Origin of the sequence: Streptomyces sp. NPDC091280 (assembly GCF_044768565.1) — a bacterium.
Taxonomy (GTDB): Bacteria; Actinomycetota; Actinomycetes; order Streptomycetales; family Streptomycetaceae; genus Streptomyces.
In genome coordinates, this window is record NZ_JBIVUZ010000017.1 from 103609 (window position 1) to 124219 (window position 20611).

The window sequence follows — 20611 nt, forward strand, 5'->3', positions numbered from 1 at the left end:
TCAGGCGCGGGTCGCCCACACATACCGGTGTTCGGGGCGGCCCGCGTCGCCGTATTTGAGCGTCAGCCTGGCCCTTCCGGTGCGCTCCAGGAGCTTCAGATAGCGCTGGGCGGTCTGCCGGCTCACCCCGGTGCGGTCGGCGATCTCCTGGGCGGACAGGGGGCCTTGGGCGTGCATCAGGGACTGGCGCACGAGTTCCGCGGTGGTGGGGGAGTGCCCTTTGGGCAGCCCGGGCTCCGACGGCGCGGACAGGGCGCCGAAGATGCGGTCCACCTCGGCCTGTTCGGCCTCGCCGCCGCCGTCGAGGGTGCGGCGCAGTTCGGCGTACGCCTCCAGCTTGGCCCGCAGGCCCGCGAAGGCGAACGGCTTCACCAGGTACTGCAACGCCCCCTGCCGCATCGCGGCCTGCACGGTCGTCACGTCACGGGCCGCCGTCACCATGATCACGTCCGTCTGGTGGCCCCGCCTGCGCATCTCCTGGACGACCGCGAGCCCCGTGTCGTCGGGCAGATAGTGGTCCATGAGGACCAGGTCGAGGCGGGGCAGCGTCTCCAACTGGCGCAGCGCGTCGGCCGCGTTGTGGGCCTCGCCGGCCACGTGGAAGCCCGGCACCTTCCCGACGTAGGCGGCGTTGACGCGGGCCACCCGGGTGTCGTCGTCGACGACCAGGACCTCGATCATCGTGACTCCTCGTCGGCCGGGGCGAGCACCAGTTCCGGCTCCGGCTCGGTGAGCGCCTCGGGGAGTACGACCGTGAACTGCGCGCCCCCGCCGTCCGCCTCGTCCACGGTGGCGCTGCCGCCCTGTCGTTCGGCGAACCGGCGCACCAGGGATAGCCCCAGTCCCCGCTTGCCGTGGGCGGGCGGCTTCTTGGTGGACCACCCCTCGGTGAAGACCAACTCCCGCCGGTCCGCCGAGATCCCGGGTCCGGTGTCGCGCACCCCGAGCACGATCGCGCGTCCCTCGGCGCGCAACTCGACCTCCACGCGCGCGTGCGCGGTGCCCGCGACCGCGTCCAGCGCGTTGTCCACCAGGTTCCCCACGACCGTCACCAGGCCCCTGGGATCGATCACCCGGTCCGGCAGCCGGGTGCGGTCCGCCACCCACAGCGCGACCCCGCGTTCGGCCGCGACGGTCGCCTTGCCGACCAACAGGGCGGCCAGCAGCGGGTCCTGGATCTTCTCCGTCACCTGCTCGGCGGTGACCCGATGATCGCCGACCACCTCGCCGACGAACTCCGCGGCGTCGTCGTACATCTCCAGTTCCAGCAGGCCGAGCAGGGTGTGCATCCGGTTGGCGTGCTCGTGGTCCTGGGCGCGCAGGGCGTCGATCAGACCGTGCGTCGAGTCCAACTCCCGGCCGAGCTGCTCCAGTTCGGTGCGGTCGCGCAGGGTGGCCACCGCGCCGCCGTCGTCGGTGGGCATGCGGTTGGCGACCAGGACCCGCTGGCCGCGCACGGTGAGCAGATCGGTGCCGGTCACCCGGCCGGCCAGCACGTCGGTCGTACGGCCCTCACCGAGCGCCTCGTCGGGAGACCGGCCGACGGCCTCGTCACCGATGCCCAGCAGTCTGCGGGCCTCGTCGTTCAGCAGGCGGATACGGCCGCCGCGGTCGAGCGCCACGACTCCCTCGCGGATGCCGTGCAGCATCGCCTCGCGCTCCGAGAGAAGCGCCGAGATGTCCGAGAAGGCCAGGTCGCGGGTCTGCCGTTGCACCCTTCGGGAGATCAGCCAGGCGGCCAGCGCGCCGACCGCGAGGGCACCGCCCGCGTAGGCGAACAACCCAGGGATCGCGCTCAGGAGCCGGGCGCGCACGCTGTCGTAGGCGATTCCGACCGAGACGGCCCCGATGATCCGGTGGTCGGCGTCGTACAGGGGTACCTTGCCGCGGGCCGAGCGGCCCAGGGTGCCCTTGTCGATCTCCATGACCTCCTTGCCGGCCAGGGCGTCGCTCGGGTCGGTGGAGACCCGGCGGCCGATCTCCCCGGGCGTGGGATGCGACCAGCGCACCCACTGCCTGTTCATGACCACGATGTACTCGGCCCCGGTGGCGTGCCGGATCAGCTCGGCCTCCCGCTGCACCGGTCCGTTCCTGGTCGGCCGGGTGTTCTGGACGCCTTCGGCGATCTGCGGGTTCTGCGCGGTGGTCTCAGCGATCGCCAGCGCGCGGCGCATCGCCTCATGGTCCAGCTGCTTGCTCAGCGGTGCCAGGAAGAGTCCGGTCGCGAGCACCGCGACTCCCGCGGCGATCGCGACCTGCATGAGCAGCACCTGCGAGAACGCCCGCCTGGGCAGCCCGAGGCGCCGACGGCGCGCGGGAGGAGTGGAACTCATGCCCACGACGGTACGTGGGCGGACGGCGGTCGCCCCCAGAGGTGTGGCACGGATCTCGTGACGAACCCGAGTACGCGGCTGTGGAGGGCGGGCGGGATTCGGTCGGGATTGCCACAGGAAATGAGTGCGATTTCCCCATCCATTTCGTCCTCCGGGCTCATCGAGGTGGGCACGAGGAAATTCGATCCCGCCCGCCGTCCGGAATCCCTATCCCTTGGCGAGGACCTTGCCCTTGGGGTTCACCATGATGTAGGTGCCTTTGATCGTTTTGCCGCTGTTGTTCGCGACCCACATCTCGGTGTAGTAGACCGACTTGTACGACTTGGCCGCCACCGCCGCCTCGAACGAGCCGTTGCTCTGCTTCTTGCCCCAGGTGTGGGAGGCGGCCCCGGCGTTGTTCTTGTACGTGATCTCGACATGCGGGTGGCAGCGCGGATCGCTGCCCCCACCGGCGCTGTAGTAGGCGATGCCGGAAAGGAACACGTGCTTTCCGCGGTGTCCCTGGACCCAGGCCGACACGATGAACTTTCCGGCGCGCACACCCTGGTATTGCCCGGCCGTCGCGCGTTCTGTCGCCGAAAGCCGGGTTTCCTTGTGCGAACGACATCGAAGCTAGTCACCGGTGATCAGGCGTTCAATCGACTTGAGCTAGATCTGAGCCCGATGACCAATTGCCCCAGGAACTGCGCCGGAGTGGATCGCCTCAGTTCGACAGCGCCGTCGACAACTCACGCACGGCCACCACGTCCATCCGGGCCGGCGCGCCCAGAACCGAGGCTCCGCAGCTCTCCGGCCGGGGCGGCAGCGACGCGCCCTGGGCGACGATCACGCGCCAGTGGCGGCCGTCGGCGTGCGCGACGGTCACTTCCCAGCGGGGCGCGCCGCCGTCCGTCCGTACGACGCTCAGCGCCTCCGCCGCGTACTCGCGCGTCGCCGTCCGCACAGCCAGTTCCGCCGCCTGTCCGGGCCGCTGCCAGGCCGAGGCTCCCCGGCAGCCCTCGACGACCACACGGCCCTCCTGGGCGCCGTGCAGGATCTCCTTGACGCTGTGGGCCCCGACCCGCCCGTACGCGTAGCCGTACGGCAGGACGAGCACCGTGGGCGAGAAGCGGTGGCCGCCCAGATGGGTGACCTCCCAGGCGCCCTCGACCCCGGAGGCCGCCAGTTCGGCCGCGAGGGGACGGCCCAGGAGCGCGCAGCAGCGGTCGCGCTTGCCGTTGGTGCAGACGAGCGCGAGCGGATCGCCGCTGTGGGCCCGCCCGCCGAGCGCCGCGCCGAACGAGCGCGGGTCGCCCGCGCCCAGGGCCCCGAAGTCGAGGCCGAGCAGGTGCCGCGGGTCGGTCGTCGTGGCGCTGTGCAGCCACGCGTTTCCGGGGACGGTGTGGGCCGCGTACACCTGGCGCACCGGTGAGGCCGCCGGGTCGGCGTGCCGCCCGGGACGCCGGATGAGCGCGATCCGTACGCCAGTGTCGGAGGCCGCCGCCTCCAGGGCACGCCCCAGTACGGGGTCCAGGTGGCTCGAAGTGAGCGCTTTGGCACCCCAAGGACCGGGCTGTTCCAGCAGCAGCCAGGTCGTCGCCGTGGCCGCGGTTCCGGAAATGGGCTCGTCGAGGTCCCGAGAGACGGTCGCGCACGTACTCACAGAGGTGAGCCTAACCTGACTTGCCCCGGGGCGACTTCCGGCCGCGCCCGTGTCCTACTCCGGTAGTGGTCGAGGCGGCTTCGGGCCTACGTAGTGACCGCTGGGGCGCATCCGCAGCGGGCGCTCCCCGTACTCCTCCAGGGCGTGCGCGATCCAGCCCGCCGTACGGGCGACCGCGAAGATCGTCTCGCCCGCGGTGGAGGGCATCCCGGAGGAGACCGTCAGCACGGCGAGCGCCAGGTCGACATTGGCGTGCAGCGGGGCGTGCCGGGCCGTGGTGGCGACGATGTCCCGGGCGGCGGCGAGCGCGGGCCCGGCGCCGGGGACGTCCTCCAGGAGTGCGAACAGGGCACGCGCGCGTGGGTCCTCGCCCGGGTAGAGCCGGTGGCCGAGTCCGGGAACGCGGCGGCCTGCCCGGAGTTCGTCGGCGACCACCGGGGCGGCGCTGCCCTGATCGAGCACGTCGAGCAGCATCCGGTGCGCCAGACCGCTGGCCGCGCCGTGCAGGGGGCCTTCGAGGACGCCCAGACCGGAGGAGACGGCCGCGTAGGCGTGCGCGCGGGCCGAGGCGGCGACCCGTACCGCGAGGGTCGACGCGGCCAGGTCGTGGTCGACGAGCAGGCCAAGTGCCGTGTCCAGGGCGCGCAGTGACGCCTCGTCGGCCGCCCGTCCGCTCAGTCGTGCCCACAGGCGGTGGGCGAGCGGGCCCTCCTCGCGATGGGTGCGCCGCACCGGCGGCAGGGCGGCGACGAGGGTGGGGATGAGCGTGCGTGCCGTGCCGAGCACGGCCTCCTCGGACAGGTCGAAGCGCAGTGGGTCCGCGGTGGCCGCCGCGACGGCCGCGACCCGCAACCGGTCGGTGGGGCCGGTGTGTTCGGGCAGTGCGTCCACGGCGCGGCGGGCGACGGTGACGCTCGCCTTGGGGGCGGTGAACGTGATCCCGGGGCGCAACTCCCCGGTCCACAGCCACTCGGCGATCTCCTCGTAGGAGTGGCGCGCCGCCAGCTCGACCGCGTCGACGCCCCTGAAGAAGTACCGGTCCTTCTCGATGAGCGTGATCCGGGTCCGGACGGACAGCTCGCCCCCCGAGCCCGAACTCCCGCTGCTCTCCCGCTTGTTGCGCCGGGCGAGCGCCTCCACCTCCTTGGCGTCGAAGGTGCTGCCCCGGCCGCCGGGCTCGCGCCGGCTCCCCAGCTGCCCGCGACTCACGTACGCGTACACGGTCTCGGGTTTCACGCCGAGCAGCTCGGCGGTCTCCTTGGTGCTCAGCCGTCGCTCGGGGTGACCGGGGGCGGGTTCTTGATCGCGCATGGAGGTCACCGTATCCATCCTTGCAATGTATTGATTCAATCAATATTGACAGCGATTGAGTCAACCATGGACATTTGAATCAAGTCCAGGGAGGAAACATGTCCATCAACAGGGCCGCAGCCACTCGCATCGAGGTCCCGCGGGGACTCGCGGGCGTCGTCGTCACAGACACCCGAATCGGTGACGTCCGGGGGACCGAGGGCTTTTACCACTACCGTCAGTACTCCGCCGTCGAGCTCGCCCGGACCCGCGGCTTCGAGGACGTCTGGCACCTCCTGGCCCACGGCGAACTGCCCGACGTCGAACAGGGCGCCGCCTTCTCCGCCGAGACCGCGGCGCTGCGCCGGCTGCCCGAGGAGGTACGGACCGCACTGCCCGCCGTGGCGGCGGCGAGCGGGACGTCCGGCCCACTCGCCGGCATGCGTACGGCACTGTCGCTGCTCGGCGCGGCGAAGGGATTCCGGCCGGTCTACGACATCGACGCGGACGCCCGTCGCAGGGACACCCTGGTGGCCTCGGCCGCCGTGCCGACCCTGCTCACCGCGCTGTACCGGCTGGGGCGCGGGCTCGACCCGGTGGAGCCGCGCGAGGACCTCCCCTACGCGGCCAACTACCTGTACATGTTGACCGGTTCGGAGCCGGACAAGCAGCAGGCCAGGGCGATCGAGCAATACTTGATCTCAACCATTGACCACGGATTCAACGCGTCAACCTTCACCGCGCGCGTCATCGCGTCGACGGGCGCCGACGTGGCGGCCTGCCTGGTGGGCGCCGTAGGAGCGCTCTCGGGTCCGCTGCACGGCGGTGCGCCCAGTCGCGCCCTGGACACCCTGGACGCGATCGGCACCCCGGACCGTATCGACCCCTGGATCCGTGAACGCGTCCTCGCCGGCGACCGCATCATGGGCTTCGGCCACGCGATCTACCGCACGGAGGACCCGCGCTCCCGGATGCTGCGCGAGGTGGCCCAGCAGTTCGGCGGCGCACGGGTCGAGTTCGCGGTCGAGGTGGAGCGGCAGGTGGAGGCGATCCTCGCCGAACTCAAGCCGGGCCGTGAGCTGCACACCAACGTCGAGTTCTACGCGGGGCTGGTCATGGAACTCTGCGGGCTGCCAAGGGAGATGTTCACGCCCACGTTCGCCGCCGCGCGGGTGGTGGGCTGGGGCGCGAACGTGGTGGAGCAGGCGGAGGACTCGAAGATCATCCGGCCGGTGGCTCGGTATGTGGGGGCGGAGGCGCCGGTGGCGGTGCCGCCGGCCGGATGACACACGGAGGCGGGCCCGGCGCCACGATCGGTGCCGAACCCGCCTCCGTGCCGGTACGCGCCGGGCGGCCGTCCGTGAGGTCAGTCGCGCGGAATGTCCTTACGGGCGCGGACGAGCGTCTCCCGGCTGATGATCACGATGCGTTCGTAGTCGGCTCTGGAGGCATCGGCGGGGAGTTCGGCGTCCAGTTCTGCCGTGGCTTCGGTTCCGATGACCGCGTAGTTGCCGTCACTGAGTTCGAAAATGTCGGGACAGGTCTGACCCGTCGTGCTGCCACGGGCTCCGGGTGAATCACCGATCCGCCGTACGATTGCCACCATTGCGGGGCCTTTCAGACTGTGACCTTGAGGTCAATGAACACAGGCTGACTGAATGTTGGGGTGTGCGGGGTGAATGGTCCCCGCCGACTATGCGTCAGGAATGTCGCCCTTGGCATGGATAAGGGTCTCGCGAGTGACCACGACAATGCGTTCGTAGTCCGCTCTCGAGGCATCGGCGGGGAGTTGGGCGTCGAACTCGTCGGTGACGTCCGTGCCGATGACCGCGAACCTTCCGTCGGACAGCTCGAAGATATCGGGGCAATTGGCACCTGTGGCGCTTCCCCTCGCGCTCGGCGGGGTACCAATCCGACGGATGATCTGGCTCACTGTTCTGGTTTTCCTTTTGGTCTAGAGGCTGGTGCGCGCCGGTGCCGCTCGGTGCGATACGGCCCGGTAGGGCCGCGGCCTCGGCACCCGGGCGGCATGGAGGGCGGTTCGGCGGGGATCGACCCGTTCCGCAGGATGCGCAGTAGTCAACCTTGTTGGCACCTGGGCAAACGCACCGGTTTACGGGTTTGTTATCGCCCAACCGCGTGATGCGCTCTCAAGGGTGGCGCGCGGGTGGCGGTTCGCGCCGGGCGCCCGCTCGCGCTACTCCGGTGGAGGTTCTCCGACCACCCACCACTCGTCGATGTCCGTTTCCTCCAACTGGACCAGGAGATCGTCGACCATACGTCCGAGTTTGGCCTCCTCGGACGCGTCGATCAGCGTCGCCCGATGCGGGTGGGTCGCATGCCAGTACTCACGGAAGACCGGATTCTGCAACATGCTCCGGGCGATGCCGAAGAACTCCTCCCGGGTCATGTTGCCCATGCGGTAGTAGCAGAGAGCATTGGTGTACAGGGCGTTGGCGAAGAGGAATTGGCGCTGCTTCCTCGGCGGGACGGTCCCGTTGTAGGCGTCCAGCACCTCGGCCAGATCCGGATCGTCCATGGCCTTGCTGAGCAACTCCCAGTGCAGGCGCTGCTGGTGCGCGAAGTTCGTCTGACGCTGTGTCTGGGCGGACTCCTCCAGATGTTCGATCCGCGTGCGTAAGGAACGCAGTGCGGGCCGCTGGGAAGCCAGGGCGACGGCTGCGCCCGCCGCCAGTCCGGCGCCCACCGAGGCGACGGCCCTGAGCCTCCGAAGCCGAGCTTTCCGTTTGGCCATGTCAACAACCCCCGAATCAGGCGGCCGTCCGCCGGTCGTCGGGGTGCGGGTCGACTGATGGGGACCGGCGAGCGATGGGCGGCGCTTGCCGTCTCCCAGAGTGCCGAGCGGCTCTGATCGGCAGGGAGGCGGAGAGGAGGCGCACGGAGGGAAGCGAGGGTCGCACGAACCGGCGCCTTCCCCAACGTCTGCCCCGCGACAAGTGCTAACAATCGTTCACTTCGCGGCGATTCTCCCGGCTCGTATCCTGGGGCGGCATTCAACCTCCGTACGTGCACCCGACCGCGATCCGGTGCACGCGTCGGCGTGAAAGAGGTCGCACGTTGAGCCAGCAGAACCCGAGCGCACACCCGAGCCCGAGCGGCGACGGGGCGCCGGTCGCGAGTCCCCCGCAGATCCCCGTCGTCGTACTCGCCGGATTCCTCGGCTCCGGAAAGACGACCCTGCTCAACCACCTCCTCCACCGCAGCGGAGGCAGCCGGATCGGCGCGATCGTCAACGACTTCGGGGCGATCGAGATCGACGCGCTGGCCGTCGCGGGCGCCCTCGGCGACTCGACCGTCTCGCTCGGCAACGGATGCCTGTGCTGCGCCGTCGACGCCAGCGAACTCGACGTCTACCTGGAGCGGCTCGCCCACCCCTCCACCGGCATCGACGTCATCGTCATCGAGGCCAGCGGACTGGCCGAACCCCAGGAACTCGTCCGCATGCTGCTCGCCAGCGAACACCCGGGGATCGTCTACGGCGGACTCGTCGAGGTCGTCGACGCCGCCGAGTTCGACGACACCCGGGCCAAGCACCCCGAGATCGACCGGCACCTCGCCCTCGCCGACCTGGTCGTCGTCAACAAGCTCGACCGCGCGGTCGACGCCCCGCGCGTCCTCGGACTCGTCCGCTCCCTCACCGACCGGGCCGCCGTCGTACCCGCCACCTACGGCCGGATCGACCCGGAGTTCTTCTTCGACTGCCGGCCCGGCGAGGAGCGCGTCGGGCAGCTCACCTTCGACGACCTGCACGTGCACGACGGCGACGAGCACGACCACGAGCACGCGGACCATCTGCACACCGCCTACGACAGCCTCTCCTTCGTCTCCGAGGTGCCCATGGACCCGCGCGCGCTGATGGGATTCCTGGACAGCAGGCCCGAGGGCCTCTACCGGATCAAGGGGTACGTCGATTTCGGCACCCACGATCCCCGCAACCGCTACGCCGTGCACGCCGTAGGACGCTTCCTGCGCTTCTATCCCGAGCCCTGGGCGCACGGGGACGCCCGGCTGACGCAGCTCGTGCTGATCGGCAGCGGGATCGAACCGGCCGCGCTCGGCAAGGAGTTGGAGTCGTGCCGCGACGACGACGCCCCACACGCCGACGAGCACGGCATGTGGGGCGTCCTGCGGTACGTACAGGAACCGGACCAGGAACCGGAGTTCGAGCCGGAGCCGGAGTCTGGGCCGTAGGCCCGGGTGGGCGGCGGGCTACACCGGGCCCGCCACCACCGACACCGTCTTCGGCAGGGACACGCCCGAACCGTCGCGGCGCGGGTCCATCTCCGGGAGTTCGGCCGGGGTGCCGTCCCGTTGCGCGGCCTTCGCCGGTACGGCACCGGCCCAGGCCAGGGACAGGCAGTCCTCGCCCTTCAGGAAGCGCTGGCAGCGGACGCCGCCGGTGGCGCGGCCCTTGCGGGGGTACTGGTCGAACGGGGTCAGCTTGGCCGTCGTCTGGACGGAGTCGTCCAGTGTGCCGCGCGAGCCCGCGACCGTGAACACGACCGCGTCCACGGCCGGGTCGACGGCCGTGAACGAGATGACCTTCGCGCCGTCGGTCAGCTTGATGCCCGCCATACCGCCCGCCGGGCGGCCCTGGGGACGCACCTGGGAGGCCTGGTAGCGCAGGAGTTGGGCGTCGTCCGTGATGAAGACGAGGTCCTCCTCGCCGGTGCGCAGTTCGATCGCGCCGACGATCCGGTCACCGTCCTTGAGCGTGATGACCTCCAACTCCTCCTTGTTCGTGGGGTAGTCGGGGACCACGCGCTTGACGACGCCCTGTTCCGTGCCGATGGCCAGACCCGGGGAGGACTCGTCCAGAGTCGTCAGGCAGACGACCGTCTCGCCCTCCTCCAGGGAGACGAACTCCGTGACCGCCGCGCCGCCGGAGAGGTTCGGCGCGGACGCCGTCTCCGGGAGCTGCGGGAGGTCGACGACGTTGATGCGCAGCAGCCGGCCGGTCGAGGTGACCGCGCCCAGCTCGCCGCGCGCCGTGGCCGGGACCGCGGAGACGATCACGTCGTGCTTGACGCGCCGCGCCTCGGCGTCCTCCGGGAAGGGCTCGCCGTTCGCCGTACGGGCCAGCAGGCCCGTCGAGGAGAGCAGCACCCGGCACGGGTCGTCGGCCACCTGGAGCGGCACCGCGTCGGCCGGGACGCCCGCCGACTCCAGCAGGACCGTACGCCGGTCGGTGCCGAACTTCTTGGCCACCGCGGCGAGTTCGGTCGAGACCAGCTTGCGCAGCTCGGTGTCCGACTCCAGGATGCGGGACAGCTCGGCGATCTCCGCGGTGAGCCGCTCCATCTCCGACTCCAGCTCGATCCGGTCGAAGCGGGTGAGCCGGCGCAGCGGCGTGTCCAGGATGTACTGCGTCTGGATGTCCGACAGCGAGAAGCGCTCCATCAGGTTCTGCTTCGCCTGCGCGGAGTTGTCGCTGGAGCGGATGATCCGGATGACCTCGTCGATGTCGACGAGCGCGGTGAGCAGGCCCTCCACGAGGTGGAGGCGGTCGCGCCGCTTGGTGCGGCGGAACTCGCTGCGGCGCCGCACGACGTCGAAGCGGTGGTCGAGATAGACCTCCAGGAGCTCCTTGAGGCCCAGCGTGAGGGGCTGGCCGTCCACCAGGGCGACGTTGTTGATGCCGAAGGACTCCTCCATCGGCGTCAGTTTGTAGAGCTGTTCCAGGACCGCTTCCGGCACGAAGCCGTTCTTGATCTCGATGACCAGGCGCAGGCCGTGCGCGCGGTCGGTGAGGTCCTTGACGTCGGCGATGCCCTGGAGCTTCTTCGCGCCGACCAGGTCCTTGATCTTGGAGATCACCTTCTCCGGGCCCACGGAGAAGGGCAGTTCGGTGACGACGAGGCCCTTGCGGCGCGCCGTCACGTTGTCCACGGTGACCGTGGCCCGGATCTTGAAGGTGCCGCGGCCCGTCTCGTACGCGTCCCGGATGCCGCTCAGGCCGACGATCCGGCCGCCCGTCGGCAGGTCGGGGCCGGGGACGTGCCGCATCAGGGTGTCCAGGTCCGCGTTCGGATAGCGGATCAAGTGGCGGGCCGCCGCGATGACTTCGCCCAGGTTGTGCGGCGGCATGTTGGTGGCCATGCCGACGGCGATGCCCGACGAGCCGTTCACCAGGAGGTTCGGGAAGGCGGCGGGCAGGGCCACCGGCTCCTGCTCCTGGCCGTCGTAGTTCGGGGCGAAGTCGACCGTGTCCTCGTCGATCGACTCGGTCATCAGGTTCGCGGCCTCGGACGGCCGGCACTCGGTGTACCGCATCGCGGCGGGCGGGTCGTCGTTGCCCAGCGAGCCGAAGTTGCCGTGGCCGTCGGCCAGCGGGACGCGCATGGAGAAGGGCTGCGCCATGCGCACCAGGGCGTCGTAGATCGACGCGTCGCCGTGCGGGTGCAGCTTGCCCATGACCTCGCCGACGACACGTGCGCACTTCACGAAGCCGCGGTCGGGGCGCAGGCCCATCTCGTCCATCTGGTAGACGATGCGTCGGTGGACCGGCTTCAGGCCGTCCCGGGCGTCCGGCAGGGCCCGGGAGTAGATGACCGAGTACGCGTACTCAAGGTAGGAGCCCTGCATCTCGTCGACGACGTCGATGTCGAGGATCCGCTCCTCGAACGAGTCGTCGGGCGGCGGGGTCTTCGTGCTGCGGCGGGCCATCGCTGCCGGCTCCTCTTTTCTGGTCGCTCGCCTGGGGGTCGCTCCCCTTCGGCTCACTCTTGCTGAAGCGTGAACGGGGTCTTGACGTGAACCATTGTGGACCGCGGCACTGACAACGCGGACCAGGACCCGGCGTCGGCCGCTCGGCTCCGTCACCGACGACGGCCGCGTGGGTCCACGTGTGCGACAGCCCGCAGGCTACGCGATCTCGCTCTCGGCGTACGTCCGCCGGGAACTTCGCCGAGGGTCCGCACGCTTGCATACAGTGGCGGGACGAGCAGGATTTCTGCGGTTCCAGCCAGAGAATCCGCGATCGAAGGGACGTACATGCCCATGGGTCACACGGCCACCGCCGAGGCAGGGTCCGGCGGTCTGACAGCGACCGAACACCGCTTGGCCAACGGTCTGCGCGTGGTCCTCTCCGAGGACCACCTGACCCCGGTCGCGGCGGTGTGCCTCTGGTACGACGTCGGTTCGCGCCACGAGGTCAAGGGCCGTACCGGCCTGGCTCACCTCTTCGAGCACCTGATGTTCCAGGGCTCCGGACAGGTGAAGGGCAACGGCCACTTCGAACTGGTGCAGGGAGCGGGCGGTTCGCTCAACGGCACCACCAGTTTCGAGCGCACCAACTACTTCGAGACCATGCCCACGCACCAGTTGGAGCTCGCCCTCTGGCTCGAAGCCGACCGCATGGGCTCCCTGTTGGCCGCCCTGGACGACGAGTCCATGGAGAACCAGCGGGACGTCGTCAAGAACGAACGCCGTCAGCGCTACGACAACGTGCCCTACGGGACGGCGTTCGAGAAGCTGACCGCCCTCGCCTACCCGGAGGGCCACCCTTACCACCACACGCCCATCGGCTCGATGGCGGACCTGGACGCGGCCACCCTGGAGGACGCGCGCGCGTTCTTCCGCACCTACTACGCGCCCAACAACGCCGTCCTGTCCGTGGTCGGCGACATCGACCCCGAGCAGACGCTCGCCTGGATCGAGAAGTACTTCGGGTCCATCGCCTCGCACGACGGCAAGCCCGCGCCCCGTGACGGCGCGCTGCCCGACACCATGGGCGGCGAACTGCGCGAGATCGTCGAGGAAGAGGTCCCGTCGCGCGCCCTGATGTGCGCCTACCGGCTCCCCGAGGACGGCACCCGCGCGTCCGACGCGGCCGACCTCGCCCTCACCATCCTCGGCGGCGGCGAGTCCTCGCTCCTCTACAACCGCCTCGTACGACGCGACCGTACGGCCGTCGCGGCCGGCTTCGGGCTGCTGCGGCTGGCCGGAGCGCCCTCCCTGGGGTGGCTGGACGTCAAGACGTCCGGTGACGTCGAGGTGCCCGTCATCGAGGCCGCCATCGACGAGGAACTCGCCCGGTTCGCCGCGGAGGGCCCCACGGCCGAGGAAATGGAGCGCGCCCAGGCCCAGTTGGAGCGCGAGTGGCTGGACCGGCTCGGCACGGTCGCGGGCCGCGCGGACGAACTGTGCCGCTACGCCGTCCTGTTCGGCGACCCGCAGCTCGCCCTGACCGCCGTACAGCGCGTCCTGGACGTCACGGCGGAGGAGGTCCAGGAGGTCGCCAAGGCGCGCCTGCGGCCCGACAACCGCGCGGTGCTCGTCTACGAGCCGGTCGCGGACGAGGACGCCGGCGACGACACCGACGACGAAGCAGCGGCCGAGGCCGGCGACGAGAACGAGGAGACGGCGAAGTGACCGAGCTCGCCACGATGGAATTCCACCCGCAGCCCCAGGCGGGCGAGGCCCGGCCGTGGGCCTTCCCGGCGCCCGAGCGCGGAACGCTCGGCAACGGCCTGACCGTGCTGCGCTGCCACCGCCCCGGCCAGCAGGTCGTCGCCGTCGAGGTGCTCCTCGACGCGCCCCTGGACGCCGAACCGGCCGGCCTGGACGGTGTCGCCACGATCACCGCGCGCGCCTTCTCCGAAGGCACCGACAAGCACTCCGCCGAGGAGTTCGCCGCCGAGCTGGAGCGCTCCGGCGCCACCCTCGACGCGCACGCCGACCACCCGGGCATCCGGCTGAGCCTGGAGGTCCCGGCCTCGCGCCTGGCCAAGGGCCTCGGCCTGCTGGCGGACGCCCTCAGGGCACCCGCCTTCGCCGACAGCGAAGTCGAACGGCTGGTCCGCAACCGCCTCGACGAGATCCCGCACGAGACGGCCAACCCGTCCCGCCGCGCCGCCAAGGAGCTCTCCAAGGAGCTGTTCCCGGCGACCTCGCGCATGTCGCGCCCGCGCCAGGGCACCGAGGACACCGTCGAGAAGATCGACTCGGCGTCCGTCCGCGCCTTCTACGACCGGCACGTCCGCCCCGCGACCGCCACCGTCGTGGTCGTCGGCGACCTCACCGGCATCGACCTGGACGCCCTGCTCGCCGACACCCTGGGCGCGTGGACCGGCTCCACCGCCGAGCCGCGTCCCGTGCCGTCGGTGACCGCCGACGACACCGGGCGGGTCGTCATCGTGCACCGGCCCGGCGCCGTCCAGACGCAGCTGCTCATCGGGCGGGTCGGAGCCGACCGGCACGACCGCGTGTGGGCGGCCCAGGTGCTCGGCACGTACTGCCTCGGCGGCACCCTCACCTCCCGCCTGGACCGCGTCCTGCGCGAGGAGAAGGGCTACACCTACGGTGTGCGCTCGTTCGGCCAGGTGCTGCGATCCGCACCCGACGGCACCGGCATCGCGATGCTCGCCATCAGCGGCTCCGTGGACACCCCGAACACGGGTCCCGCCCTGGACGACCTGTGGACGGTGCTCCGCAAGCTCGCCGAGGGCGGCCTCACCGACGCCGAGCGGGACATCGCCGTACAGAACCTCGTCGGGGTGGCGCCGCTCAAGTACGAGACCGCCGCGGCCGTGGCGAGCACCCTGGCCGACCAGGTCGAGCAGTACCTGCCCGACGACTACCAGGCGACGCTGTACCGGCAGCTCGCCGCGACCGGCACCGTGGAGGCCACCGCGGCGGTCGTCAACGCCTTCCCGGTGGACCGTCTGGTGACGATCCTCGTCGGCGACGCCGAGCAGATCAAGGAGCCCGTCGAGGCTCTCGGCATCGGCCAAGTGACCGTCGTTCCGGCGGAGTAGTCGCCGTAGCGGCACGCGCGCGTGGGGAGCCCCGGTGACGGAAGCGTCACCAGGGCTCCCCATTGTCCGAATTGGGGGAGAGGTTGCCTGTCTGCCCTGTGGCGTGCGCTACAAAAACCGTGATCCGTTTGGGGATTGAAAGTGGCCCCCCTTAGCGTCGGTCCGGCTGTCCGTCAGGCACCGCGCCGCACTCGCGGCACCGGACAGTCATCGCCGAGTCCCCGTACGGCGCGAGCCAGGGGAGCCGGGGACCCACATGAGTCCCTGGGGTGAATCGGACGCCCGCGCGCACGGCGGGGGAGTCCGTAGGAGACCTTCCTGCTCCGAACCCGTCAGCTAACCCGGTAGGCGAGAAGGAAGGAAAGGACCAGCCACTTCATGGCGTTCACCCGCGCCACCGGGAAGCACCGTCGCCCGAGCCGGACCCATCGCACCACCGTTCGCGCCGCCAGCGTCGCGGCTCTCGCCACCTCCGGTGTCGTAGGCACCCTGGCCGCCGCCCCGGCGTTCGCCGCGGAACCCGCCCCCGAGCAGACCGGCCTCACCCCCGTCGTCGCCATCGGCGACTCCGTGGCCGAGAAGATCGACGCCCAGGCCGTCGCCCAGCGGCAGGCCGCCGCCGAGACGCTGGCCGAGGAGACCGCCCGCGCCAAGGCCGCCGCCCAGGCGAAGGCGGCCCGTGAGGCCCACGCCCGCGCCGCCCGCGAGGCCGAGCGCAAGAAGCTCAACACCTTCGTCGCGCCGGTCTACGGCTCGTACGTCTCCACCGGTTACAAGACCGGCGGCTCCCTGTGGTCCTCCGGTGCCCACACCGGCATCGACTTCCACGCCTCGACCGGCACCAGTGTCCACGCGGTGGGCTCCGGCACCGTCGTCGAGGCCGGCTGGGGCGGCTCGTACGGCAATCAAGTGGTGATCAAGATGGCGGACGGCATGTACACCATGTACGGCCACCTGTCGTCCATAGGTGTCTCGGTCGGCCAGAGCGTCACCCCGGGCCAGCAGATCGGCCTCTCCGGGGCGACCGGCAACGTCACCGGACCGCACCTCCACTTCGAGGCCCGCACGACCGCCGAGTACGGCTCGGACGTCGACCCCGTCGCCTACCTCCGCAAGCACGGCGTCGACGTCTGACCGCGCACCACCGCACTTCCCGGAGCCCCGGCCCACAGGCCGGGGCTTTCGGCGTTTCCGGACCCCTCCTGTCCAAAAAATATCCATGGATTCCGGTCCGCCATCGGAAATTCCCGCTGATTGCAATAGAGTCACGGAACACACGTCAATCGTCGACGTTTCACGGGGATTAAGGCGGAGGTCGGACATGCGTATTCCGGCGCACTCGGTATGCACGGCGATCCGGGACGACATCGTCGCCGGTGTCTACGAGCGCGGCGGCCGGCTCACCGAGGAACTCCTCGCGCGCCGGTACGGCGTCTCGCGCGTGCCCGTGCGGGAGGCGCTGCGCACGCTGGAGGCGGAGGGGTTCGTGGTGACCCGTCGGCACGCGGGCGCGTGCGTCGCGGAGCCGACCGAGCAGGAGGCCGCCGACCTGCTGGAGATGCGGATGCTGCTGGAGCCGCTCGGTGCCTCGCGGGCCGCCCAGCGGCGCACCGAGGCCCATCTCAAGGTGCTGCGCGGCCTCGTGCGGCTGGGCCAGGAGCGCGCCAGGAGGGGCAACAGCGAGGATCTGCGCTCCTTGGGCAGCTGGTTCCACGAGACGCTGGCCCAGGCCTCCGGAAGCCCCGCCCTGACCTCGATGCTGACCCAGCTGCGGCACAAGATCGCCTGGATGTACGCGGTGGAGGTGCCGGCCAACCCGGTGGAGTCCTGGGCGGAGCACGGGGCGATCGTGGACGCCGTGGCGCGCGGCGACGCCGAGCGCGCGCGGGCGATCACCGCCCTGCACACCGAACGCGCGGGCGCCGCGCACCGGCTGCGCTTTCCCGGCGGGGCGCACGGCGCGGACCGTGTGAGGACTTCGCAACCTCCCGTAAACATGTCGGGTCTCCGGCATTAACACGGGCGCCGTATACAAAGAGGGGGTAATTCGCGGGGGATTATTTCTGCTGCCCGCAAGTGGAATAGCGAAGGGCTCGCCCGGTAATTCGGACGAGCCCTTCGGGGTTGCGGTCACCGTTTTTGCGGCGAAATCACCGCAACCATCAATTCCAGGCCGCTCAGACGGTCTCGGGGAGTTCCTCAAGACCTTCCGCGACCAGCTTCGCCAGGCGGTCGAGGGCCGCGTCCGCGCCCTCGGCGTCCGACGCGAGGACGATCTCCTCGCCGCCCTGGGCGCCCAGGCCCAGGACCGCGAGCATGGAGGCCGCGTTGACGGGGTTGCCGTCGGCCTTGGCGATCGTCACGGGGATACCTGCGGCCGTGGTGGCCCGGACGAAGATGGAGGCGGGGCGGGCGTGAAGGCCCTCCGCCCAGCCGACGTTGACGCGGCGCTCAGCCATGTGATGCTGCCCTTCAGAGTCTCAGGGTTGTCTAGACCAGTTTCCCACACGTGAAGCGAGTCCGGAGCGGCCCTGCGGACCGTCCGGAGAGGGGTGTCGGACTGCGGCCTCGGCCCCACTTCCCCTCGCTGCTTTCCCCACAGACTGCCTCGCGCCGTTGTCGGACGCGAGCCGTACGCTGGGGCCCATGCAGCAGACCTCGTCGGACCGGCACGAGTACCCCGCCCACTGGGAAGCCGACGTCGTGCTGCGCGACGGCGGTACCGCGCGCGTCAGGCCCATCACCGTCGACGACGCCGATCGCCTGGTCAGCTTCTACGAGCAGGTCTCCGACGAGTCGAAGTACTACCGCTTCTTCGCGCCGTACCCTCGCCTGTCCGCCAAGGACGTCCACCGCTTCACGCACCACGACTTTGTGGACCGGGTGGGACTCGCGGCCACGGTCGGCGGCGAGTTCATCGCCACCGTACGCTATGACCGCATTAGTGCCGACGGACGTCCCGCGTCCGCCCCCGCCGACGAGGCCGAGGTGGCCTTCCTGGTGCAGGACGCGCACCAGGGCAGGGGCGTCGCTTCCGCCCTCCTCGAACACATCGCGGCCGTCGCCCGCGAGCGCGGCATCCGCCGCTTCGCCGCCGAGGTGCTGCCCGCCAACAACAAGATGATCAAGGTGTTCACGGACGCCGGCTACACCCAGAAGCGCAGCTTCGAGGACGGCGTCGTACGCCTGGAGTTCGACCTCGAACCCACGGACCGGTCCCTCGCCGTGCAGCGCGCGCGGGAGCAGCGCGCCGAAGCGCGGTCCGTACGACGGCTCCTGGTGCCCGGCTCGGTCGCCGTCATCGGTGTCGGCCGTACCCCCGGAGGGGTGGGCCGCAGCGTCCTCGACAACATCAGGGACGCCGGATTCACCGGCGGCCTGTACGCCGTCAACACCGCCTTCCCCGAAGGGCAGAAGGAACTCGACGGGGTACCGGCACACCGCTCGGTGCGCGACATCGAGGGCCCCGTCGACCTCGCGGTCGTCGCCGTCCCCGTCGAACACGTCCTCCAAGTCGTCACCGAGTGCGGCGAACACGGCGTGCAGGGGCTCGTCGTGGTCACCGCCGGCTACGCCGAGAGCGGCCCCGAGGGACGCGAGCGCCAACGCGAACTCGTCCGGCACGCGCGCACGTACGGCATGCGCATCATCGGGCCGAACGCCTTCGGGGTCATCAACACCGCAGCCGACGTACGGCTCAACGCGTCCCTCGCCCCCGAGATGCCCCGCCCCGGACGCATCGGACTGTTCGCCCAGTCCGGCGCCATCGGCATCGCCCTGCTCTCCCGGCTGCACCGGCGCGGCGGCGGCGTCACCGGAGTCACCGGCGTCTCCACCTTCGTGTCGTCCGGCAACCGCGCGGACGTGTCCGGCAACGACGTCCTCCAGTACTGGTACGACGATCCCGACACCGACGTCGCCCTCATGTACCTGGAGTCGATCGGCAACCCCCGCAAGTTCACCCGCCTCGCCCGGCGCACCGCGGCGGCGAAGCCGCTGGTCGTCGTCCAGGGCGCCGGATCCGCCCCCCAGGGGCACGCCGTACGCGCGACCCGCCTGCCGCACGCCACGGTGTCCGCGCTGCTGCGCCAGGCCGGCGTGATCCGCGTCGAGACGATCACCGAACTCGTCGACACCGGGCTGCTGCTCGCCCGTCAGCCGCTGCCCGGCGGGGCCCGGGTGGCGATCCTCGGGAACTCCGAGTCACTCGGACTGCTGACCTACGACGCGTGCCTCTCCGAGGGGCTGCGCCCGCTCGCCCCGCTGGATCTGACCACGGCGGCCACCGCGGCCGACTTCCACCGGGCCCTGTCCCAGGCGCTCGCCGACCAGGCCTGCGACGCGGTCGTGGTGACCGCGATACCGGCCGTGGGGGAGGGCCCGGCCGAGGACGCGGCCCTGGCCGAGGCCCTGCGGTCGGCGGCGGAGACCGATCCGGGGAAGCCCGTGCTGGTGGTGCACGTGGAACTCGGAGGCCTCGCGGAGGCACTGTCGGCCGCGACCAGCACGGCACCCCAGGCCGTTTCGAAGCGGGAGGACCAGCAGCCCGCCGAACGACCGCCCACCGCCGCGCGGACACCCGAAGGCGTCGGCCTCATCCCCGCCTACCCCGCCGCCGAACGCGCGGTGCGCGCCCTCTCCGAAGCCGTGAAGTACGCCCAGTGGCGGCGCGAGGCCACCGACCCCGGCCGGGTGCCCGAGTACGAGGACATCGACGAGAAGGGGGCCGCCGCACTGATCGGCGGGCTCCTCGCGCGCGGGCAGGGCCTCACCCTCGGCGCCGACGCCACCTGCGAACTGCTCGGCATGTACGGCGTCGACGTGCACCGCGCGCTGCCCGCGCCCACCCCCGACGCCGCCGCCGAGGCCGCCCGCACCCTCGGCTACCCGGTCGCCCTCAAGGCCACCGCCCCGCACCTGCGCCACCGCGCCGACCTGGGCGGCGTACGCCTCGATCTCACGGACGAGGACCGACTGCGGCGCGCGTACGCCGAGTTGGGCGATCTGTTCGGCAGCCCGGAGGAACTGCGGCCGGTGGTGCAGCGGATGGCACCGCGCGGGGTCGACACCGTCGTACGGGCCGTCATCGACCCGGCGGCGGGGGCCGTACTGTCGTTCGGGCTCGCCGGAGCCGCCTCGCAGCTGCTCGGGGACATCGCGCACCGGCTGGTTCCGGTCACGGACCGGGAGGCCGGTTCGCTGGTCCGGTCGATCCGGACGGCCCCCCTCCTGTTCGGCTGGCGCGGCTCGACGCCCGTCGACACGCCCGCCCTGGAGGAACTGCTGCTGCGGGTGTCGCGGCTGGTCGACGACCATCCCGAGGTGGTCGCGGTCACCCTGGAGCCGGTGGTCGTCGCCGCGCACGGCCTGAGCGTCCTCGGCGCCTCCGTCCGGCTGGCCCCGCCGCCGGTCCGCGACGACCTCGGCCCGAGGACGCTTCCCGTGTACTGACGGACCTCCCGCGCGCGGGAGGTCCGCCTCCCGGTGCTGGTCCCGTGTCCTGAGACGGCTGTGACAAGACCGCGCTCGGCGGTGCCTCGCAGTCAGTGGGCCACCGTAGGATGGAC

General features: G+C 71.0%; 17 protein-coding genes and 1 riboswitch. Of the genes, 7 read left to right on the forward strand and 10 right to left on the reverse strand.

What is annotated here, in order from left to right; translation table 11 throughout:
* The 5 genes from ACIQPR_RS41000 to ACIQPR_RS41020 form a co-directional block, all read right to left on the reverse strand.
* Positions 1 to 681: a response regulator gene (locus tag ACIQPR_RS41000; RefSeq protein WP_403659898.1), complete on the reverse strand. Its 681-nt coding sequence runs from the start codon at positions 679 to 681 to the stop codon at positions 1 to 3.
* Positions 678 to 2333, reverse strand: coding sequence for an ATP-binding protein (locus ACIQPR_RS41005; RefSeq protein ID WP_403659901.1), 1656 nt, complete (start codon positions 2331 to 2333; stop codon positions 678 to 680). Before ACIQPR_RS41005 ends, ACIQPR_RS41000 begins: the two co-directional genes overlap by 4 nt.
* A gap of 207 nt (positions 2334 to 2540) precedes the next feature.
* A complete protein-coding gene (locus ACIQPR_RS41010) occupies positions 2541 to 2816 on the reverse strand; it encodes a hypothetical protein (RefSeq protein WP_403659904.1) in 276 nt (91 codons plus the stop codon).
* 220 nt (positions 2817 to 3036) lie between these two features.
* Entirely contained in the window at positions 3037 to 3975 is a 939-nt protein-coding gene (locus tag ACIQPR_RS41015) for a sucrase ferredoxin (protein ID WP_403659907.1), read from the reverse strand.
* Between the two features lie 54 nt (positions 3976 to 4029).
* Entirely contained in the window at positions 4030 to 5286 is a 1257-nt protein-coding gene (locus ACIQPR_RS41020; protein ID WP_403659910.1) for a citrate/2-methylcitrate synthase, read from the reverse strand.
* Between the two features lie 98 nt (positions 5287 to 5384).
* On the opposite strand from ACIQPR_RS41020, the gene ACIQPR_RS41025 reads away from it, so the two are divergent.
* A complete protein-coding gene (locus ACIQPR_RS41025) occupies positions 5385 to 6551 on the forward strand; it encodes a citrate synthase (RefSeq protein WP_403659913.1) in 1167 nt (388 codons plus the stop codon).
* 80 nt (positions 6552 to 6631) lie between these two features.
* Here ACIQPR_RS41025 and ACIQPR_RS41030 read toward each other — a convergent pair whose 3' ends face one another.
* The 3 genes from ACIQPR_RS41030 to ACIQPR_RS41040 all read right to left on the reverse strand — a co-directional run bounded on the left by ACIQPR_RS41030 (position 6632) and on the right by ACIQPR_RS41040 (position 8020).
* On the reverse strand, positions 6632 to 6871 hold the full coding sequence (locus tag ACIQPR_RS41030; RefSeq protein ID WP_403659916.1) for a hypothetical protein: 240 nt from the start codon (positions 6869 to 6871) through the stop codon (positions 6632 to 6634).
* An 87-nt stretch (positions 6872 to 6958) separates the two neighbouring features.
* Positions 6959 to 7198, reverse strand: a complete 240-nt coding sequence (locus ACIQPR_RS41035) for a hypothetical protein (protein ID WP_403659919.1) — start codon at positions 7196 to 7198, stop codon at positions 6959 to 6961.
* A gap of 264 nt (positions 7199 to 7462) precedes the next feature.
* Positions 7463 to 8020, reverse strand: coding sequence for a DUF6082 family protein (locus ACIQPR_RS41040; protein WP_403659922.1), 558 nt, complete (start codon positions 8018 to 8020; stop codon positions 7463 to 7465).
* 323 nt (positions 8021 to 8343) lie between these two features.
* Here ACIQPR_RS41040 and ACIQPR_RS41045 point away from each other — a divergent pair, with 323 nt between their 5' ends.
* The gene (locus ACIQPR_RS41045; RefSeq protein ID WP_403659925.1) at positions 8344 to 9477 is read left to right on the forward strand and encodes a CobW family GTP-binding protein; all 1134 of its coding nucleotides are present in this window, start codon (positions 8344 to 8346) and stop codon (positions 9475 to 9477) included.
* A gap of 18 nt (positions 9478 to 9495) precedes the next feature.
* On the opposite strand, the gene ACIQPR_RS41050 is transcribed toward ACIQPR_RS41045, so the two are convergent.
* The gene (locus tag ACIQPR_RS41050; RefSeq protein WP_403659928.1) at positions 9496 to 11952 is read right to left on the reverse strand and encodes a DNA topoisomerase (ATP-hydrolyzing) subunit A; all 2457 of its coding nucleotides are present in this window, start codon (positions 11950 to 11952) and stop codon (positions 9496 to 9498) included.
* Between the two features lie 333 nt (positions 11953 to 12285).
* Between ACIQPR_RS41050 and ACIQPR_RS41055 the strand changes: the two genes are divergently transcribed.
* The 4 genes from ACIQPR_RS41055 (at position 12286) to ACIQPR_RS41070 (ending at position 17061) form a co-directional block, all read left to right on the forward strand.
* Positions 12286 to 13659: a M16 family metallopeptidase gene (locus tag ACIQPR_RS41055; protein WP_403660288.1), complete on the forward strand. Its 1374-nt coding sequence runs from the start codon at positions 12286 to 12288 to the stop codon at positions 13657 to 13659.
* On the forward strand, positions 13656 to 15044 hold the full coding sequence (locus tag ACIQPR_RS41060) for a M16 family metallopeptidase (RefSeq protein ID WP_403659931.1): 1389 nt from the start codon (positions 13656 to 13658) through the stop codon (positions 15042 to 15044). The genes ACIQPR_RS41055 and ACIQPR_RS41060 overlap by 4 nt, the downstream gene beginning before the upstream one ends.
* Before the next feature lie 201 nt (positions 15045 to 15245).
* Positions 15246 to 15409: riboswitch (cyclic di-AMP (ydaO/yuaA leader) on the forward strand.
* A gap of 13 nt (positions 15410 to 15422) precedes the next feature.
* A complete protein-coding gene (locus ACIQPR_RS41065) occupies positions 15423 to 16178 on the forward strand; it encodes a M23 family metallopeptidase (protein ID WP_403659934.1) in 756 nt (251 codons plus the stop codon).
* Between the two features lie 187 nt (positions 16179 to 16365).
* Positions 16366 to 17061 carry a GntR family transcriptional regulator gene (locus tag ACIQPR_RS41070; RefSeq protein WP_403659937.1) on the forward strand — a complete coding sequence of 232 codons (696 nt, stop codon included), beginning with the start codon at positions 16366 to 16368 and terminating at the stop codon, positions 17059 to 17061.
* Positions 17062 to 17221: 160 nt separating this feature from the next.
* On the opposite strand, the gene ACIQPR_RS41075 is transcribed toward ACIQPR_RS41070, so the two are convergent.
* The gene (locus ACIQPR_RS41075; protein WP_019072943.1) at positions 17222 to 17503 is read right to left on the reverse strand and encodes an HPr family phosphocarrier protein; all 282 of its coding nucleotides are present in this window, start codon (positions 17501 to 17503) and stop codon (positions 17222 to 17224) included.
* 187 nt (positions 17504 to 17690) lie between these two features.
* On the opposite strand from ACIQPR_RS41075, the gene ACIQPR_RS41080 reads away from it, so the two are divergent.
* Complete coding sequence (locus ACIQPR_RS41080; RefSeq protein ID WP_403659940.1) at positions 17691 to 20495, forward strand: GNAT family N-acetyltransferase; 2805 nt, start codon at positions 17691 to 17693, stop codon at positions 20493 to 20495.
* Positions 20496 to 20611: the final 116 nt, after the last annotated feature.

Bases quoted from the DNA above. Each gene is read 5' to 3' on its own strand.
- ACIQPR_RS41000 (WP_403659898.1), bottom strand. From the start codon at position 681: ATGATCGAGGTCCTGGTCGTCGACGACGACACCCGGGTGGCCCGCGTC.
- ACIQPR_RS41005 (WP_403659901.1), bottom strand. From the start codon at position 2,333: ATGAGTTCCACTCCTCCCGCGCGCCGTCGGCGCCTCGGGCTGCCCAGG.
- ACIQPR_RS41020 (WP_403659910.1), bottom strand. From the start codon at position 5,286: ATGCGCGATCAAGAACCCGCCCCCGGTCACCCCGAGCGACGGCTGAGC.
- ACIQPR_RS41025 (WP_403659913.1), top strand. From the start codon at position 5,385: ATGTCCATCAACAGGGCCGCAGCCACTCGCATCGAGGTCCCGCGGGGA.
- ACIQPR_RS41030 (WP_403659916.1), bottom strand. From the start codon at position 6,871: ATGGTGGCAATCGTACGGCGGATCGGTGATTCACCCGGAGCCCGTGGC.
- ACIQPR_RS41040 (WP_403659922.1), bottom strand. From the start codon at position 8,020: ATGGCCAAACGGAAAGCTCGGCTTCGGAGGCTCAGGGCCGTCGCCTCG.
- ACIQPR_RS41050 (WP_403659928.1), bottom strand. From the start codon at position 11,952: ATGGCCCGCCGCAGCACGAAGACCCCGCCGCCCGACGACTCGTTCGAG.
- ACIQPR_RS41055 (WP_403660288.1), top strand. From the start codon at position 12,286: ATGGGTCACACGGCCACCGCCGAGGCAGGGTCCGGCGGTCTGACAGCG.
- ACIQPR_RS41065 (WP_403659934.1), top strand. From the start codon at position 15,423: ATGGCGTTCACCCGCGCCACCGGGAAGCACCGTCGCCCGAGCCGGACC.
- ACIQPR_RS41070 (WP_403659937.1), top strand. From the start codon at position 16,366: ATGCGTATTCCGGCGCACTCGGTATGCACGGCGATCCGGGACGACATC.
- ACIQPR_RS41075 (WP_019072943.1), bottom strand. From the start codon at position 17,503: ATGGCTGAGCGCCGCGTCAACGTCGGCTGGGCGGAGGGCCTTCACGCC.
- ACIQPR_RS41080 (WP_403659940.1), top strand. From the start codon at position 17,691: ATGCAGCAGACCTCGTCGGACCGGCACGAGTACCCCGCCCACTGGGAA.